Source organism: Stenotrophomonas sp. LC732 (assembly GCF_052446685.1).
Lineage (GTDB): Bacteria > Pseudomonadota > Gammaproteobacteria > Xanthomonadales > Xanthomonadaceae > Stenotrophomonas > Stenotrophomonas muris.
Map to the genome: position 1 here is coordinate 3,173,143 of NZ_CP199214.1, position 16,357 is coordinate 3,189,499.

Annotated in this window: 17 protein-coding genes; 11 read left to right on the forward strand and 6 right to left on the reverse strand. The window is 67.7% G+C overall.

The window, feature by feature from the left end; all coding sequences use genetic code 11:
• The first annotated feature begins 14 nt into the window (after positions 1 to 14).
• From ACT6SE_RS15170 to rnfB, 8 genes are all read left to right on the forward strand, one after another.
• Positions 15 to 1,085: a serine hydrolase domain-containing protein gene (locus ACT6SE_RS15170; RefSeq protein WP_046431895.1), complete on the forward strand. Its 1,071-nt coding sequence runs from the start codon at positions 15 to 17 to the stop codon at positions 1,083 to 1,085.
• Positions 1,082 to 1,486: an SMU1112c/YaeR family gloxylase I-like metalloprotein gene (gene gloA2, locus ACT6SE_RS15175; RefSeq protein WP_014647959.1), complete on the forward strand. Its 405-nt coding sequence runs from the start codon at positions 1,082 to 1,084 to the stop codon at positions 1,484 to 1,486. The genes ACT6SE_RS15170 and gloA2 overlap by 4 nt, the downstream gene beginning before the upstream one ends.
• A gap of 245 nt (positions 1,487 to 1,731) precedes the next feature.
• Positions 1,732 to 2,025 carry a transposase gene (locus ACT6SE_RS15180; RefSeq protein WP_006388655.1) on the forward strand — a complete coding sequence of 98 codons (294 nt, stop codon included), beginning with the start codon at positions 1,732 to 1,734 and terminating at the stop codon, positions 2,023 to 2,025.
• Positions 2,022 to 2,882 carry an IS3 family transposase gene (locus ACT6SE_RS15185; RefSeq protein ID WP_046429951.1) on the forward strand — a complete coding sequence of 287 codons (861 nt, stop codon included), beginning with the start codon at positions 2,022 to 2,024 and terminating at the stop codon, positions 2,880 to 2,882. Before ACT6SE_RS15180 ends, ACT6SE_RS15185 begins: the two co-directional genes overlap by 4 nt.
• A gap of 275 nt (positions 2,883 to 3,157) precedes the next feature.
• The gene (locus ACT6SE_RS15190; RefSeq protein WP_032958676.1) at positions 3,158 to 3,601 is read left to right on the forward strand and encodes a DUF2147 domain-containing protein; all 444 of its coding nucleotides are present in this window, start codon (positions 3,158 to 3,160) and stop codon (positions 3,599 to 3,601) included.
• Positions 3,602 to 3,703: 102 nt separating this feature from the next.
• Complete coding sequence (gene metG / locus ACT6SE_RS15195; protein WP_046431901.1) at positions 3,704 to 5,785, forward strand: methionine--tRNA ligase; 2,082 nt, start codon at positions 3,704 to 3,706, stop codon at positions 5,783 to 5,785.
• A 78-nt stretch (positions 5,786 to 5,863) separates the two neighbouring features.
• Entirely contained in the window at positions 5,864 to 6,454 is a 591-nt protein-coding gene (locus ACT6SE_RS15200; protein ID WP_032958670.1) for an HAD family hydrolase, read from the forward strand.
• A gap of 31 nt (positions 6,455 to 6,485) precedes the next feature.
• Complete coding sequence (gene rnfB / locus ACT6SE_RS15205; protein WP_014647962.1) at positions 6,486 to 6,899, forward strand: Rnf electron transport complex subunit RnfB; 414 nt, start codon at positions 6,486 to 6,488, stop codon at positions 6,897 to 6,899.
• Positions 6,900 to 6,949: 50 nt separating this feature from the next.
• On the opposite strand, the gene ACT6SE_RS15210 is transcribed toward rnfB, so the two are convergent.
• Positions 6,950 to 7,297 (reverse strand): RidA family protein, encoded by a 348-nt coding sequence (locus ACT6SE_RS15210; protein WP_005418155.1) that lies wholly within the window; start codon positions 7,295 to 7,297, stop codon positions 6,950 to 6,952.
• Between the two features lie 192 nt (positions 7,298 to 7,489).
• On the opposite strand from ACT6SE_RS15210, the gene mprF reads away from it, so the two are divergent.
• A complete protein-coding gene (gene mprF / locus ACT6SE_RS15215; protein ID WP_014647963.1) occupies positions 7,490 to 10,054 on the forward strand; it encodes a bifunctional lysylphosphatidylglycerol flippase/synthetase MprF in 2,565 nt (854 codons plus the stop codon).
• Positions 10,055 to 10,178: 124 nt separating this feature from the next.
• Here mprF and ACT6SE_RS15220 read toward each other — a convergent pair whose 3' ends face one another.
• The 4 genes from ACT6SE_RS15220 to ACT6SE_RS15235 form a co-directional block, all read right to left on the reverse strand.
• Positions 10,179 to 11,525 (reverse strand): virulence factor family protein, encoded by a 1,347-nt coding sequence (locus ACT6SE_RS15220; RefSeq protein WP_230548525.1) that lies wholly within the window; start codon positions 11,523 to 11,525, stop codon positions 10,179 to 10,181.
• Positions 11,526 to 11,603: 78 nt separating this feature from the next.
• Positions 11,604 to 12,221, reverse strand: a complete 618-nt coding sequence (locus ACT6SE_RS15225; protein WP_046431904.1) for a DUF998 domain-containing protein — start codon at positions 12,219 to 12,221, stop codon at positions 11,604 to 11,606.
• Positions 12,218 to 12,391 (reverse strand): oxidoreductase-like domain-containing protein, encoded by a 174-nt coding sequence (locus tag ACT6SE_RS15230; protein ID WP_032958663.1) that lies wholly within the window; start codon positions 12,389 to 12,391, stop codon positions 12,218 to 12,220. Before ACT6SE_RS15230 ends, ACT6SE_RS15225 begins: the two co-directional genes overlap by 4 nt.
• Before the next feature lie 49 nt (positions 12,392 to 12,440).
• Complete coding sequence (locus ACT6SE_RS15235) at positions 12,441 to 13,043, reverse strand: HD domain-containing protein (protein WP_014647966.1); 603 nt, start codon at positions 13,041 to 13,043, stop codon at positions 12,441 to 12,443.
• 229 nt (positions 13,044 to 13,272) lie between these two features.
• On the opposite strand from ACT6SE_RS15235, the gene ACT6SE_RS15240 reads away from it, so the two are divergent.
• On the forward strand, positions 13,273 to 14,424 hold the full coding sequence (locus ACT6SE_RS15240; RefSeq protein ID WP_046431907.1) for a tetratricopeptide repeat protein: 1,152 nt from the start codon (positions 13,273 to 13,275) through the stop codon (positions 14,422 to 14,424).
• A gap of 7 nt (positions 14,425 to 14,431) precedes the next feature.
• Here ACT6SE_RS15240 and ACT6SE_RS15245 read toward each other — a convergent pair whose 3' ends face one another.
• A complete protein-coding gene (locus ACT6SE_RS15245; RefSeq protein ID WP_010482882.1) occupies positions 14,432 to 14,767 on the reverse strand; it encodes a zinc ribbon domain-containing protein YjdM in 336 nt (111 codons plus the stop codon).
• 193 nt (positions 14,768 to 14,960) lie between these two features.
• On the opposite strand from ACT6SE_RS15245, the gene ACT6SE_RS15250 reads away from it, so the two are divergent.
• Complete coding sequence (locus ACT6SE_RS15250) at positions 14,961 to 16,322, forward strand: Hsp70 family protein (protein ID WP_049420196.1); 1,362 nt, start codon at positions 14,961 to 14,963, stop codon at positions 16,320 to 16,322.
• Positions 16,323 to 16,357: the final 35 nt, after the last annotated feature.

Consider the following 16,357-nt stretch of genomic DNA (forward strand, 5'->3'; position numbering starts at 1 on the left):
CTTCCGGAGCCGCCATGCGTCCTGCCGTCGCCCTGTTCGCCGCCGTGCTGGGCCTGCTGCCGCTGGCCACCGTTGCCGCACCGGTGCTGGCCCCACCGGATGCGGGCATCGACGGCCTGATGCAGGCCTACGACGGCCAGGTGCCCGGCGCCGCCGTACTGGTGCTGCATGACGGCAAACCGGTATTCCGGCGCGGCTATGGCCTGGCGGTGGTGGAGGACGGCACGGCGGTCACCGCGGCCAGCAACTTCCGGCTGGCCTCGGTCAGCAAGCAGTTCACCGCTGCGGCGGTGCTGCTGCTGGTGGAAGATGGGCGGCTCGGGCTGGACCAACCTGCCCGGCAATGGCTGCCCGAACTGCCCCCGGCTGCGGCCGCCATCACCATCCGCCAGCTGCTCTCGCATACCGGTGGCCTGCCCGACTACGAAGACCTGATGGACCCGGCTGATGCTCGGCAGGTGCATGACGCCGATGTGCTGACCCTGCTGTCGCGCCAGGACCGGCTGAACTTCGCGCCCGGCACGCAGTACCACTACAGCAACAGCGGCTATGCGCTGCTGGCACTGATCGTCGGCCGCGCCTCCGGCCAGGATTTCGCAGCCTTCCTGCAACAGCGCATCTTCCGCCCGCTGGGCATGGCCCACACCGTGGCCCATCAGGACGGCATCGATACCATCGCCGCACGCGCCTATGGCTACAGCTGGATCGATGGCCGTTGGCGGCGCACCGACCAGAGCACCACCAGCGCCGTGCTCGGCGATGGCGGCATCTATTCCTCGCTGGACGACCTGGCCCGCTGGGATGCGGCGCTGTACGACGACCGCCTGCTGTCGAAGGCCTCGCGCCGCGCGATGTTCAGCCCCGCCACATCGACGCCCGAACCGGATGTACCGCACTACGGGTTCGGCTGGCGGCTGAATGGCCCCGTGCAATGGCACAGCGGCGAGAGCATCGGCTTCCGCAACGTGATCGTGCGCCACCCGGAAAAACACCTGACCGTGATCGTTCTGACCAACCGCAACGACCCCGAACCCTATCCGCTGGCGCTGAAGATCGCCCAGCGCTGGCTGGACACCCTGCAATGACCGCCGATTCCGGTGCCCTGCTGGGCATCCACCACGCCGCACTGATCTGCAGTGACTACGCACGTTCAAAAGACTTCTACGTGCGCATCCTCGGCCTGCGCGTGCTGGCCGAGAACCACCGCGCCGCGCGCGATTCCTGGAAGCTGGACCTGGCCCTGCCCGACGGCGGCCAGCTGGAACTGTTCTCCTTCCCCTCGCCGCCGCCCCGTCCCAGCCGCCCGGAAGCCCAGGGCCTGCGCCACCTCGCGTTCCGCGTGGCCACGCTGGAACCCTTCATCCAGCGCCTGTCAGCGCACGGCGTAGTGTGCGAACCGATCCGCGTGGACGAGTACACCGGCCGCCGCTTCACCTTCTTCGCCGACCCCGACGACCTGCCGCTGGAGCTGTACGAAGCCGGTTGACGTCCCCGGGTCAGATCCCTTTTCCGACGGAAAAGGGATCTGACCCCATCGCCGCCACCGGAAACGTCATCCACGCATGGCATGGATCTGTGTCGACCAAGGTCGACACCCGCCAACCGCACCAGCACCGGCAGATCGCCGGAAACTGTCGAAGGCGGGGCATTGTGGGTTTGCGGGGTGTGTGATCTGGCCCCCCGTCAGCGGACGCCAAGAAGCGATACTTTGATCGCACTTGGAGGTCCCTTATGTCCCGTATCACCCGTCGTAGCTATACCGATGAGTTCAAGCACCAAGCCGTGGAGCTGGCCGAGTCGCTCGGGCCGGCCGCAGCGGCCCGTCAGTTGGAGATGTCGGTCAAGACGCTGGCAAATTGGCTTGACGCGGTCCGTGCTGGCCGGTCGTTGACCTCTGAGGCTCGCAGGCCAGCCACCGACCTGGAAAGCGAGATCAGCCGCCTTCGGGCCGAGAACGCCAATCTGAAGATGGAGCGGGAAATCCTAAAAAAAGCGGCGGCGTTCTTTGCCAGAGAGTCCAAGTGAGGTACGCCTTCGTCGCCAGTCAAAGGACTCAGTACCCGACCAGGTTGTTGTGTCGGGTTCTTGGGGTTTCTGTCTCTGGATTCCATGACTACCTGCACCGGCAGTGTGCCCAAACGTGCGATGTCGATTTGGCCCTCCGCACCGAGCTTCGGGCCATTCATGTGACCAGCAGGCGCAGTTATGGGCGACGTCGGCTGGTCAGGGCCTTACGAGCCAGGAATCATCCAGTCGGCCACAAGCGCGTGGCACGGTTAATGGCCGAGGAGCGAATCCAGGGCAAGGCCAAAGGCCGATTCCGACCCAAGTCCTCTGGCGGCTCATCTCAGCTCGCCCCCAACCTGCTGGATCGGCAATTTGCCCCCGGAACCGGACCGACGGCGTGGGTCGGGGATATCACGTATGTCCCTACCCGCCAGGGATGGCTGCATCTGGCCGTGGTCATCAGCGTCCAGACCCGGCAGGTGCTGGGCTACAGCGTTTCCACGCGTCTGACTGAAGAGCTGGTGGTGAAAGCATTTGCCAATGCTTGGGCTCTGCATCCACAACGACCCGGCCTGATCTTCCATTCAGATCGTGGTGGGCAGTACTGGGGAAACGAGTTTCGCCAGCTGCTGCAGTCCCATGGCGTGGTCCAAAGCATGAGCCGGCCTGGCAATTGCTGGGACAACGCGGTGGCCGAGAGCTTCTTTGCGACGCTCAAGACAGAAGAGGCTGCCGAGCCTTACGCCAGTAGAGAACAAGCCAGCCAGTCCATCGCTGCTTACATCCACGGCTTCTACAATCCAGCCCGGCTACACTCGGCGCTGGGCTACCACTCGCCTAACAACTACGCCCGGCAGCTCCGGACTGCCGCCTGAAACGGCTTCATGGCGTCCGTTTTCAGGGGGCCAGATCAGTGAGCCGCATGGATGCGGCGACCAAGCCCCCAGGGACGGGTTTACGGCGGCCCCGCAAACCCACAGTGCCCCGCCATCCCTCAGCAAGTCCGCTTTTGCTGTTGCTCCGGCTGTTGCGGCTGCCTCTGCAGGTGCAGGGCGCAGCCCTGCAAAGCCCCCCTTCCCCATACCCCGCCGAATGGGTATACAGTCGACCCATGCCGGCACCGTGCCGGAATGAACCCTGGGAGGGGACCATGCGCAACACCTTCAAGACCCTGCTGCTGGCACTGCCGCTGTGCCTGGCCGCCCTGTCGGCCCAGGCCGCCGACGGCGCCGCCGGCCGCTGGAAGACCATCGACGACAAGACCGGCAAGGTGAAGTCGATCGTCGAGATCAGCCAAGCCGCCAACGGCACCCTGACCGGCAAGGTGGTCGACATCCTGCACTCGGACAAGGGCCCGAACCCGGTCTGCGATGGATGTGAAGGCGCCAACAGGAACAAGCCGGTGAAGGGCATGACCATCCTCTGGAACCTGAAGGCCGATGGCGCCAACAAGTGGTCCGGCGGCACCATCCTCGACCCGGCCAACGGCAAGACCTACAAGTCGAAGATGGAGCTGCAGCCGGGTGGCACCAGGCTGGACGTGTCCGGCTGCATCGCCTTCATCTGCCGCGCGCAGACCTGGCAGCGCGAATAAGCGCCCCGGCCCCCGCTTCATCCCCGTGACCCGGCCCCGGCCGGGTCACGTCGTTGCGGGCATGCGATACTCTGCGGTTCCCCTCGGCTTCACCCCGCGACCATGACCCGTACCGCGCTCGTCACCACCGCCCTGCCCTACGCCAACGGCCCGCTGCACCTGGGCCACCTGGTCGGCTACATCCAGGCCGACATCTGGGTGCGTGCGCGGCGAATGAGCGGCGGCAAGGCCTGGTTCGTCTGCGCCGACGACACCCACGGCACGCCGATCATGCTGGCCGCGGAAAAAGCCGGGGTCACCCCGGAAACCTTCATCGCCAACATCCAGGCCAGCCACGAACGTGACTTCGCCGCCTTCGGCGTGGCCTTCGACCACTACGACTCGACCAACTCGGCGGCCAACAAGGCACTGACCGAGCAGTTCTACCTGAAGCTGGAAGCGGCCGGCCACATCAGCCGCCGTTCGGTCGCCCAGTTCTACGACCCGGCCAAGGGCATGTTCCTGCCCGACCGCTACGTCAAGGGCATCTGCCCGAACTGCGGCAGCCCCGACCAGTACGGCGACAACTGCGAAGTCTGCGGCGCGACCTATGCACCGACCGACCTGAAGGAGCCGCGTTCGGTCATCTCCGGCGCCACGCCGGAAATGCGCGATTCGGAGCACTTCTTCTTCGAGGTGGGCCACTTCGATGCATTCCTGCGCGAATGGCTGGCCGGCGATGTCGCCCTGCCGGGCGTGAAGGCCAAGCTGGGTGAGTGGCTCAACGCCGAAGGTGGCCTGCGCGCGTGGGACATCTCGCGCGATGCGCCGTACTTCGGTTTCCAGATTCCCGGCCAGCCGGGCAAGTACTTCTATGTCTGGCTGGATGCGCCGATCGGCTACCTGTCCAGCTTCCAGACCCTGTGCGGCAAGCTCGGCGAAGACTTCGAAGCGCACCTGCGCGCCGGCACCGCCACCGAACTGCACCACTTCATCGGCAAGGACATCGTCAACTTCCACGGCCTGTTCTGGCCGGCGGTGCTGCACGGTACCGGCCACCGCGCGCCGACCCGCCTGCACGTCAACGGCTACCTGACCGTGGACGGTGCCAAGATGAGCAAGTCGCGCGGCACCTTCGTGATGGCGCGTACCTTCCTCGATGCCGGCCTGGAGCCGGAAGCGCTGCGCTACTACTACGCCGCCAAGTCCGGCGGTGGCGTCGACGATCTTGACCTGAACCTGGGTGATTTCATCGCCCGCGTCAACGCCGACCTGGTCGGCAAGTTCGTCAACCTGGCCAGCCGCTGCGCCGGCTTCATCAGCAAGCGCTTCGACGGCCAGCTGGCCGCGCAGCTGCCCGACGCGGCGCAGTACCAGCGCTTCGTCGACGGCCTGGCGCCGATCCGTGAAGCCTACGAGCGCAACGACCCGGCTGCGGCGATCCGCCTGACCATGACCCTGGCCGACGAAGCCAACCGCTACATCGACGACGTCAAGCCGTGGGTCATCGCCAAGCAGGAAGGCGCCGACGTGCAGCTGCAGGCCGTGTGCAGCCAGGGCCTGAACCTGTTCCGCGTGCTGGCCACCGCACTGAAGCCGGTGCTGCCGGCTACCGCCGCGCAGGCCGAGGCGTTCCTGGCCGCGCCGGTCAATGACTGGACCGAACTGGCACAGCCGCTGCTGGGCCACCGCATCACCGACTACACCCCGCTGTTCACCCGTATCGACCCGAAGAAGATTGACGCCATGATCGACGCCTCCAAGGACACCCTGCAGCCGGCCGCCGCTGCCGCCCCCGCCGCCAGGACCGACGCCGCCAAGCCGGCCACACCGGCCCCGGCCAGGGACGACGCGAAGAGCGCCGATGCTCCGGCCTATATCGGCATCGACGATTTCGCCAAGCTCGACCTGCGCATCGGCAAGGTGCTGGTGTGCGAGTTCGTGGAAGGTTCGGACAAGCTGCTGCGCTTCGAACTGGATGCCGGCGAACTGGGCAAGCGCCAGATCTTCTCCGGCATCCGTGGCAGCTACGGCGAGCCGGAAGCCCTGGTCGGTCGCAGCGTGGTGTTCATCGCCAACCTGGCCCCGCGCAAGATGCGCTTCGGCCTGAGCGAAGGCATGATCCTGTCGGCCGGTTTCGACGGCGGCGCGCTGGCGCTGCTGGACGCCGACAGCGGCGCGCAGCCGGGCATGCCGGTCCGCTGATGCCTGCAGCGGGCGCGGCCACCGCCGCGCCTGCCGGCAGCATCGGCCAGCGGAGGCAACGCGATGGGAAGCAATGGAATGGAACTGGCGCTGTTCGACTTCGACCACACCGTGACCACCTGCGATACCTATGGCCGTTTCCTGCGCCGCGTGGCCACCGCCGAACAGCTGGCGCAGGCGTGGTGGAAGGTCGGCCCGTGGCTGGCCGCATACAAGCTGAAACTGATCTCGGCCGAACGCATCCGTGCACGCGTCACCCGCCTGACCTTCAGCAACCGCCACAGCGATGACATCGCCACGCTGGCCGCAGGCTTCTCGCGTGAGTTCCTGCCCGAGGTGGTGCGCCCGGAAATGCTGGAGCAGATCCGCTGGCACAGGGAACAGCAGCATACCGTGGTGATCGTGTCCGGCTCGCTCGACCTGTACCTGCGGCCATGGTGCGAGCAGCTGGGCCTTCAGTTGATCTGCAACCGGCTGGAAAGCCAGGACGGCCGCCTGACCGGTCGCTATGCCGGTGGCGACTGCGGCCCGCGCAAGGTCGAGCACATCCGTCGCCAGTTCGATCTGTCCCGCTACGTGCGTATCCATGCCTACGGTGACAGTTCCGAAGACAAGCCGATGCTGGCGCTGGCCCACGAGCGCTGGTTCCGTGGCAAACCCCTGAAGTAACCCCGACGCGCAGCCTTCGCCACGCATGAGCATGAGCCTGATCCCGCCCCTGACCGAACGCCTCGACCGCCTGCTGCCGCAGACCCAATGCGGGCAGTGCGGCTACGACGGCTGCCGCCCGTATGCGCAGGCGATGGCGCGCGGCGAGGTGGGCGTGGACCGCTGCCCGCCGGGCGGCGATGCCGGCGCGCGCGCGCTGGCGCAGGTACTGGGCGTGCCTGCCATTCCGTTTGATCGTTCGCGTGGCGAACACAAGGTGCCGCAGGTGGCGCTGATCGTGGAAGCCGACTGCATCGGCTGCACCAAGTGCATCCAGGCCTGCCCGGTGGACGCCATCGTCGGCGGCGCCAAGTACATGCACACGGTCATCGCCGATCTGTGCACCGGTTGCGAACTGTGCATTCCGCCGTGCCCGGTGGACTGCATCGAGTTGCTGCCCCTGTAACAGGGGTCGGATCCCTTTCCGCGGGAAAGGGATCCGACCCCATCCCGCAGTTACGGCACGGCCGCCGTCACCACGATCTCGACCTTCCACTCGGCGTGGGCCAGCTTGGCTTCGAAGGTTGCGCGGGCCGGGGTCGCGCCCTCGACCACCCACTCGTCCCACGCCTTGTTCATGCCGTCGAAGTCGGCGATATCGGCCAGGAACACTTCCGCGCGCAGCACGTGCTGGCGATCACTGGCGACCAGTGCCAGCAGCTTGTCGATCTCCGCCAGCACCTGCCGGGTCTGCCCGGTGATGTCCTGGCTGGTGTCTTCCGGAATCTGGCCGGAGAGGTAGGCGACCTTGTTGTACACGGTCATTTCGGACATGCGCGGTCCGACGTCGTAACGCTCCATCATGGGCGTGGCTCCTGCGGGTGATCAGGCCTGCATTGTCCTCCAATCCGGTCGACGGTGGGTGCACGGGCACCTTCCGCGACACGTCACTACCGGGCTCCGACGGTCCCACTGGTCAAATGACGATGACAGGCGCACGATGCGCCACGCCCGCGTTGACACCGCCCTCGCCCCTCCTGCCGCACCCTTGCGCCGATGACCGTCCCCGTCGATTCCACCACTGCCCCTTCCACGCCAGCCTGGAAGCGGGTTGCCACCATCGTCATCCCGCTGCTGATCCTCGCCCTGGCCCTGCACGGCCTGGCCAACGAGTTCGACGAGCACGGCTACCGGGCCATCCGCCAGGCGTTCCGGCAGCTCAGTGGCATGCAGATCGCGCTCACCGTGGTACTCGGCCTGGCCAGTTACGCCTGCCTGATCGGCTTCGATGCCATTGGCCTGCGTCGCAGCGGCATCCGCGTGCACCCTGCGCGAGTCGGCATCACCGCGTTCCTTGCGCACACGCTGGGCCAGACCGTGGGCTTTGCCGCGTTGACCGGCGGCGCGGTGCGCCTGCGTGGCTACCGCAGCGCCGGCCTGGACCTGGCGCAGATCGGCCAGGTGGTGCTGATGAGCACGCTCGGCTTCGTGTTCGGGGCATGGCTGCTGATCAGCGTGGCACTGTGCATGGAACCTGCAGCGGCAGCGTTGGCATTGCCATTGAATCCCGATGCCGTGCGCATCGTCGGCATCGTCGCCCTGCTCGCATATCTCGGCACCGTGCTGCTGGTCGGCCGCGATGGACGGCAGTTCAGCGTGTTCGGCCATGCGTTGTGGCTGCCCGACCGCCGCACCATGATCGGCGTCACCGTGCTGAGCGTGATCGAACTGGTGCTGGCCAGTGCCGCGTTCTACGTGCTGCTGCCGGACTCCACGCCGACCGGACTGCCCGGCTTCGTCGGCCTGTACCTGGTGGCCGTGCTGGCCGGCCTGGTCTCGACCGTGCCCGCCGGCCTTGGCGTGTTCGAGTGGAGCCTGCTGAAGCTGTTGCCGCAGGTGGCACCGGCGGCGGTGCTGGCAGCGGCGCTGATCTACCGCGTCACTTACTACGTGCTGCCGCTGGTGCTGGCCACCCTGCTCGCGCTCGCGCCCGCCCTGCGCCAACCGCTGCAGGCCAGCGCCGGGGCAACCCGTGCGGGCTGGAACGCGCTGCGCCCGTGGCTGCCGCAGATCATCGCGCTGGCGGTGTTCAGCATCGGCGCCGCACTGGTCATCGACGGCACGCTGCCGACGCCACGCCGTCACCTGGTCAATGCCTCGCTACCGATCTTGGAGACCTCGCACCTGATCGGCAGCCTCAGCGGCGTCGCACTGCTGCTGATCGGCCAGGGCCTGGCCCGGCGCAGCCACGCCGCGTGGGTGCTGGCGATGGCAGTGTGCGTGATCACCCCGCTGCCGCTGTGGCTGCGGGGTGGCCAACTGTTGATCGCCGTCTCGGCAGTGCTGGTGGCGATGGCACTGTGGGCCGCACGTCGCGAGTTCTACCGCCAGGGCGCGCTGCTGGACGAAGCCTGGTCATGGCCGTGGCTGCGCAACCTCGGCCTGGTGCTGGTCGCGGTCACCTGGCTGCTGTTCTTCACCTACAGCCATGTCGAATACCAGAACGAGCTGTGGTGGCAGTTTGCGATATCCGGCAACGCACCACGCGCGCTGCGCGCGTTGCTGGTCGTGGCGATCGCGCTGGTGATGTTCGGCCTGGCGCGGCTGCTGCACAGCACGCGCAGCCCGCTGCCAGCCGCCGACGAGGCCACGCTGCAATCACTGGCGCCGGTACTGGCCGGTGCCACCGATACCCAGGCCTGCCTGGTGCTGACCGCCGACAAGGCGGTGCTGCGCGACGAGGCGAAACAGGGCTTCGTGATGATGCAGCGCTACGGCGGTTCGCTGATCGCGATGGGCGATCCGGTCGGCCCGCCGGAGGTCGCCCGCGCATTGATCTGGCGCTTCCGCGAGGAAGCCGACCGGCTCGGCCTGCGCCCGGTGTTCTACCAGGTCGGCGAGTCCTACTGGCAGACCTACCTCGACCTGGGCCTGGGCCTGGTCAAGCTGGGCGAAGAAGCGATGGTGCCGCTGCACGATTTCGGCTTGGAAGGCCGCGAACGTGCGGACCTGCGCCAGGCCTGGAACCGGGGCAAGCGCGGCGGCCTGTCCTTCCGTGTGGCACCGGTGGAGGAAATTCCCAGCCTGCTGCCGCGCCTGCACGCGATTTCCAACGCGTGGCTGGAAGACAAGGCCGGCGACGAAAAGGGCTTTTCGCTGGGCAGCTACGACCCGGATTACCTGGTGCGGTTCCCGGTGGCACTGGTGGAGGCCGAAGGCCAGATCGTGGCGTTTGCCAACCTGTGGCAGGCACCGGCCGGTGCCGAGCTGTCGGTGGACCTGATGCGCCACGTCAACGAGGCGCCGAAGGGGACGATGGACTTCCTCTTCATCGAACTGTTCCTGTGGGGCCGCGCGCAGGGCTATGCACGCTTCTCGCTGGGCATGGCGCCACTGTCCGGGCTGGCACAGCATCGCCTGGCCGGCCGCTGGAACCGCCTGGCCGGCCTGCTGGCGCGGCATGGCGAACGCTTCTACGGCTTCAGTGGCCTGCGCCGCTTCAAGTCGAAGTTCGACCCGCAGTGGCGGCCACGCTATCTCGCTGCGCCGGGCGGCATGCACCTGCCGGCCGCACTGCTGGATGCCACGCGCCTGATCTCGCTGGACCCGCGGCGCAACTGAAGCCCCGTACCACCAGGCATACCCGGCGCCACCTGCCGCCCGGTAGGTGTCGACCTTGGTCGACACGCTCATCCCCAAGGCGCCCTCAGCCCCAGCGCCGACCAAGGTCGGCGTCTACCAAGCGCTACATACCGCCCTTGAGGATCACCTCGGCCAGCCGATCATAGTCACCACCGAAATGGTGGTCACCCGGCAGCTTCACCTTCTTCACACCGTCATTGGCCGGCAGGTCCGGGCACAGTGCGTCCTCATCCTTGTCGCCGTACACGCACAGCGTTTTCTCCGCCGGCAGTCTGGCCACTTCCGGCGCGATCGGCAGGCCGTCGCCGCCGCCGCCCAGCCAGTTGCTGACGTGGAACTCGAAGTCGGCCTTCTTGCCTACCGACAGCAGCACGATGCGGTCCAGCGCTGCACGGGTATCGGCATCGAGCTGGTTGATGGTCGCCGGCAGCACGTCGGCCCCCTGCGAGAAACCGATCAGCATCACCTTGTCGCGGTGCCACTGCTGGCGGTAGTGATCGATGATCTTCTGCAGGTCAGCAGCGAAGCCCTTCGGCGTGCGCTCGCTCCAGAAGTAGCGCAGCGAGTCGATGCCGACCACGGCCACGCCGTGCTCGTTGAGCGACGACGCCACGTCCTTGTCCAGGCCGGCCCAGCCACCATCACCGGAGACGAACACGGCCAGCGTGTCGCCGTTGCCGGTCGACGGTACTTCCACCACCGGCAGGCCCTTCAGCGCGGCCGGCGGCGGTGCCAGGCTGACGCCTGCCTGCGCACCCATCACCCGCGCTGCAGCCACCAGGCCCGGTGAGGCATCACCACGCGCCGTGCGCTTGAACTCGCGCGCCATCGCCACCTGCTGCACGAAACCGCTGGCCTCGCCCGCCTTGCAGCCGTGATCACCGGCTGCACTCAACCACGGGAAGTTCAGTTCGGCGGGTTGCAGCGTGTTGCGCTTCACGCCATCGCCGCAGACCATGCGCTCGTGGTTGTGGTCCGGGCAGAAACCAGTGGTGAGCAGGCCGGCGAACACCTGCGTATCGGCCTGCGCAGCCAGCGCATAGGCCATTTCAGCGCCTTCGCCATCGCCGCCGACCAGCGGCAGGTGGTACCCGGGCAGATGCAGCGAGGCCTGCAGCCAGCGCGAGAAATTCTCGACATCGCCGGAACCGAACGAACAGGTCGGGTTGCCTTCGCGCTTGAGCACGCCGCGCAGGTGCGCGATGTCCACGGCGGCGACCATCGCACCGTCGGCACGCAGGGCCTCGATCGGCAGACGGCTGGTATCGCCACCGGGAGTCGGTTCGTGGAACCAGATCACCACCCGCTGCGGGGTACCGGCCGGCATATGCACCGGAATCTGTTCGAACCGCCCGTGGCTGAACTGCTGCACGGTCGCTTCCGCGGTTGCCGGCAGTGCGGCCAGCGCCAGCACCACGCCCATTACCCTGCCCAGCCCTGCACGCTTCATATCGCAGCCCCGATGGAATGCGCACACGATACGCTGCCTCCACGTGCACGGCACGTACCGGTGCAGGCCGTTGGGGTTTCAGCAGGCTGCGGCGCGACGACTGCGCCGATACAGCGCCACCGCCAGATACAGCAGCCAGCCCACGATCACCACGATCACCACTTTCTGCCCCAGCCCGCGCGGCGGCCCGCCACGCCACAGCACGTGCAGCCACAGCAGCACGAAGGCCAGCCAGGCCCAGCCCCAGAGCAGGCCGGCGGCGGATTGCCAGCCCGGTTCGCGGCGCAGGTACCAGGCCTGCAGCAGCATGCCGACGCTGGCACACAGGAACGCAGTGTTGGCCGCCAACCCGTGGATGAACGGTGCCAGCAGCGGGGTTGCTTCGGGCAGCCAGCTGTCACCGATGGCGACCGTGGCCAGGCCCAGCGCCGAGACCGTGAACAGCAGCGGCGCCGCCGCGCTGCGCCGCGGGCCGATGCTGCCGCGATAAAGGGCGATGCCGAGCAGGGTGATCGCCAGTGCCAGCAGGCAGTACGCCGCACGCAACGCCAGCCCCCACGGCCCGTGCAGATAGAGGCTGAGCGTGGCCCGCACCCAGTCCAGGTCGGTGCGTGCGAACTGGGTCCACAGCGCGGTAACCAGGAACAGAACCAGGGCGGCCAGCGCCAGCAGCGCCGCCGGACGCGCGCGGCTCATGCGGAGGCTTCCGGGTGCCGCGCCTGCCATTCGGCCAACGCCTTGCGATAGCGCTGCAGCTCGTCGGCATACAGGTCCAGCACGCACAGCGGGCAACCGCTGCCACAGCATTCGTTGGGACCGGGCTCTTCCGGCGGCAGCGGACGGGGATCGGGATCAGGGACGGACACGGTTGGAAGCGGCAATCGGTGGAAACGGGCCCCAGTGTAGCGGGCTGGCTCAGCGACCCAGCTGCCGCCGCAGGTTGTCGCGCGCGGCCGCGTCGAGGCGCTGGTGGAAGAACTCGCTGAGGAAGATGCGCGGTGCGCGCAGCAGGCCCTGCAGGAAACGGCGGCGGCCAGCGCGATACAGGAAGCCCGGCACCACGCCCTTGTACTCTTCGGCCACGCCCCGGTCATAGGCGGTGAACACCGGTTCCGGCGCGGCCAGGATCGCCATGTCGCAGTCCAGGAACAGCGCGGCCTCGGCATCGACATCGTCCGGGCCGAGCGCGCCATGGCGGGCGGTCAGCAGGATCAGCTGCTCGACCCGGGCGGCATCGACAGCGGCGAGTTCCGGCGCCTGCGTGATCGCCTGCAGGGCCATCTGCGCCGAACGTGCTTCGTTGTCCTTTCGCCCCGCCACGTAGATCGCATCGTGGTAGAGCACGGCCAGGTAGACCTCGGCCGGCTGCTGCCAGCCGGGGCCGTCGGCAACCTCCTGGCAGTGCTGCAGCACCGCGCGCACGTGGCCGAAGTGATGGTAGGCGCGTGGTGGCGTTGCATAGCTGTCCTGCAGCGCCTGCCACTGCGCCGGAGCGAGCGTCAGCGGGGAAAAGTCCATGCCCGGATCATCCCGCCTGCGCGGTTGACGGGCAAGCTGTCGCTTTTTTCACCACGTCCTCACAACGCCCTTCGCACTAGGCCGCAACGCGGTTGTCCACAGCTTTCCCGAGCGCTGGTCCACACCGGTTGTGGATGAACGTGCGGTCCGACCAACGGTCGCTGCAGCGGTGCGCGCACAGGTCTACACTCGCCTCAGGCGGGAGCGCCCGCCGCTGCCGGGAGCCGTCATGTACCGTCCTGCCGCCCGATTCGTTCTGCTCGCACTGGCCGCATTGGCAGCACCGTCCGCGATCGCACAGGATCATCCGGGAACGGCCGCGCCGCTGGCCGTTGCCAGCACCACCACTCCGGCGATGCCGACGCCGCAGCAGGTGTTCGCGATTCCACCGGCGATGCGCGACATGCTGCGCACGCAGGTGATCAATCACAGTTACTCCCGCGAGCAGCGCCTGCAGGCGCTGGTGGAGATGATCTTCGACCGCCACGGCCTGGACCTGCAGTACGACGCCGATGCGACCTTCACCGTCAGCGAGATCTGGCAGCAGCGGCGCGCCAACTGCCTGGCCTTTACCCTGATGTTCGTCGCGCTGGCACGCGAAGCCGGCATCCAGGCACGCGTGCAGGAAGTCGGCCAGGTCGTGTCGTGGTACCAGGACCAGGCCCAGGGCCTGGTCTACAGCGTCGGCCACGTCAATGCCGGGGTCGGCTTCGCCGGCCGCTTCGCCACCGTCGATCTGGATCGCAACGTGCTGTACGACCGCCGCGGGCCGCTGCCGATCAGCCAGGCACGGGCATTGGCACACTTCTACAACAACCGCGGCGCCGAACGCATGGCCAGCGGCGATCTGGTGGGTGCACGCACCTTCTTCAATGCCGCGCTGGCACAGGACAACAGCTTCGCCGCCACCTGGAACAACCTGGGCGTGCTGGAAAACCGTACGGGCGATACCGCCGCCGCGCGCCGGGCATTGGAAACGGCGCTGCGACTGGACGGCCGCCAGGACGCTGCACTGACCAACGCCAGCGCGCTGTACCGGAAGCTGGGCATGGTCATGCAGGCGCAGGCGCTGGAGCAGCGCCTGCAGTCGGTGCAGCGCGAGGATCCGTTCGCGCAGTACATGCTCGGCGCCGAGGCCGAACGCGCCGGCCGACTGGATCAGGCGATCCGCTATTACCGGCAGGCCGTGCGCCTGTACGACACCGCACACCAGTTCCACTTCGGGCTGGCGCGGGCCTATTTCCTGGCCGGCCAGCTCAGGCGCGCCGATCGTGAACTGCTGCGCGCGCAGGCGCTGGGCGGTGCCCCGCAGCAGGCGCGCTACCAGGCCAAGCTGGACAGCCTGGCCCGCTGGCGCGCACAGCAGCAGGCCAGGCGCTGAAGGCCGGTCAGGCCTTCTTGAGGAAGCAGGTCTTCAGGACCAGGCCCTTGATCTTGTCCGAGTTGCCTTCGATGTGCTCGGCATCGTCCTCGACCAGGCGGATGTTGCGGATCACGGTGCCCTGCTTGAGCGGGATCGAGGAACCCTTCACCTTCAGGTCCTTGATCACGGTGACGGTGTCACCGGCCTGCAGGGTATTGCCGTTGCTGTCACGCACGACCAGGGTCGAACCGGCACTTTCCTCGGCGGTCCATTCGAAGCCGCAGTCGGCGCAGATCCACAGCGCGCCATCGGCATAGGTGTTTTCCAGGGTGCACTGCGGGCAGGCGGGGGCAGAAGACATCAGCAAGTACCTCAAAGTGAATCAACAGCCGCCATTGTAACCGCCCGGCTCGCCTGCCCTTTTCCGGGCGGCGCCCGGCTCCCGGCTTGACCCGATCCGGCCTCCCGATACGGAATGGGAGGCCGCAGGAACTTGCAGTCGGCGGCGAACTGCAGCAGAGTGCGCGGCCCCTGATCGCCCCCCGGAACTCCCCATGCGCCTCGGCATCGACTTCGGTACCAGCAACTCCGCCGCCGCCATCGTGCATGAGGGAACACTGCTGCCGATCCGCTTCGGCGACGCCGAGCAGTTCCGTACCAGTGTGTACTTCCCTGGCGTGGTGCCCGACCCGGACGACTTCCAGCTCGACGACGGCCAGGAACACCAGCTGCAGCAGATGATCGACAGCGCCGCGCGCGCGGCGCGCGCCGCCGGCCAGGAACGCACGCCGCAGGCGCTGCGCCGCGAAGCCCTGCGCGCGCTGCGCCGGGAATGGATGGAAGCCCGCGCCGGCAAGGAACGCAGCGCCAACGACCTGCTGCAGAACGCGGTCTACGGCGACGAAGCGCTGGAAGCCTATTTCGAGGAACACGAAGGCAACCTGGTGCAGAGCCCGAAGTCGATGCTCGGCTACAACCTGCACCCGCGCGCGAAGCAGACCATCACCGGCATCGCCGCGCACATCCTCGAACACATCCGCCTGACCGCCAGTGCCCAGCTCGGCCGGCCGCTGCGCGCCGCCCTGCTCGGGCGCCCGGTGCAGTTCCGCAGTTCGATCGGCGCAGCCGGCAACGACCAGGCGCTGGACATCCTGCGTGAAGCGGCCACCCAGGCCGGCTTCGACCAGGTTGATTTCCTCGAGGAGCCAGCCGCGGCGGCCATGCATTACCACGCCGAAAGCCGCGAGCGGCACCAGGCGGTGATCGTCGATATCGGCGGCGGCACCACCGACATCGCCCATGCCGAAGTCGGCGGCAACGACGCCCCGCGCATCCACCGCGCCTGGGGTATCGCCCGCGGCGGTACCGACATCGACCTGGCGCTGAGCCTGTCCAGCTACATGCCGCTGTTCGGCCGCGGCATCACCCGCGTGCCGGCCCACCACTACGTGGAAGCGGCCACCGTGCAGGACATGACCCGCCAGCGCGAATTCCGCCTGCACAAGTACGACCATGTCGACGCGCCCTGGGGCGAGCGCCTGCAGGCCCTGCAGGACACCGGCAACACCGCCCGCCTGTACCGTGACGTCGAACGCGCCAAGATCGCCCTCAGCGCTGCCAGCGAGCACCGCAGCACGCTGGACTACATCGCCCGCGACCTGCATGCCGACAGCAGCGCCGACGGCCTGGCCGCCGCCGCCCATGGCTACCTGGAGCAGATCCGCGAGCTGCTGGCCCAGGTCCGCAGCGACATCGGCGGCGACCCGGATGCCGTGTTCCTGACCGGTGGCATGTCCCGCGCCGGCTACCTGCGCCAGGCGGTGGCGGCCGCCTTCCCGGGCGCCCGCATGGTCCACGGCGAGCCCTCGCTGGGCGTGGTCCAGGGCCTTGCGCTGGCGGCAGCCAGCCAGGATTAACAAAACGTTACGCGGTCTAAGTTACTCTTGGTCGG

Bases quoted from the DNA above. Each gene is read 5' to 3' on its own strand.
- ACT6SE_RS15170 (WP_046431895.1), top strand. From the start codon at position 15: ATGCGTCCTGCCGTCGCCCTGTTCGCCGCCGTGCTGGGCCTGCTGCCG.
- gloA2 (WP_014647959.1), top strand. From the start codon at position 1,082: ATGACCGCCGATTCCGGTGCCCTGCTGGGCATCCACCACGCCGCACTG.
- ACT6SE_RS15180 (WP_006388655.1), top strand. From the start codon at position 1,732: ATGTCCCGTATCACCCGTCGTAGCTATACCGATGAGTTCAAGCACCAA.
- ACT6SE_RS15190 (WP_032958676.1), top strand. From the start codon at position 3,158: ATGCGCAACACCTTCAAGACCCTGCTGCTGGCACTGCCGCTGTGCCTG.
- metG (WP_046431901.1), top strand. From the start codon at position 3,704: ATGACCCGTACCGCGCTCGTCACCACCGCCCTGCCCTACGCCAACGGC.
- ACT6SE_RS15200 (WP_032958670.1), top strand. From the start codon at position 5,864: ATGGAACTGGCGCTGTTCGACTTCGACCACACCGTGACCACCTGCGAT.
- rnfB (WP_014647962.1), top strand. From the start codon at position 6,486: ATGAGCCTGATCCCGCCCCTGACCGAACGCCTCGACCGCCTGCTGCCG.
- ACT6SE_RS15210 (WP_005418155.1), bottom strand. From the start codon at position 7,297: ATGATGGAGCGTTACGACGTCGGACCGCGCATGTCCGAAATGACCGTG.
- mprF (WP_014647963.1), top strand. From the start codon at position 7,490: ATGACCGTCCCCGTCGATTCCACCACTGCCCCTTCCACGCCAGCCTGG.
- ACT6SE_RS15220 (WP_230548525.1), bottom strand. From the start codon at position 11,525: ATGAAGCGTGCAGGGCTGGGCAGGGTAATGGGCGTGGTGCTGGCGCTG.
- ACT6SE_RS15225 (WP_046431904.1), bottom strand. From the start codon at position 12,221: ATGAGCCGCGCGCGTCCGGCGGCGCTGCTGGCGCTGGCCGCCCTGGTT.
- ACT6SE_RS15235 (WP_014647966.1), bottom strand. From the start codon at position 13,043: ATGGACTTTTCCCCGCTGACGCTCGCTCCGGCGCAGTGGCAGGCGCTG.
- ACT6SE_RS15240 (WP_046431907.1), top strand. From the start codon at position 13,273: ATGTACCGTCCTGCCGCCCGATTCGTTCTGCTCGCACTGGCCGCATTG.
- ACT6SE_RS15245 (WP_010482882.1), bottom strand. From the start codon at position 14,767: ATGTCTTCTGCCCCCGCCTGCCCGCAGTGCACCCTGGAAAACACCTAT.
- ACT6SE_RS15250 (WP_049420196.1), top strand. From the start codon at position 14,961: ATGCGCCTCGGCATCGACTTCGGTACCAGCAACTCCGCCGCCGCCATC.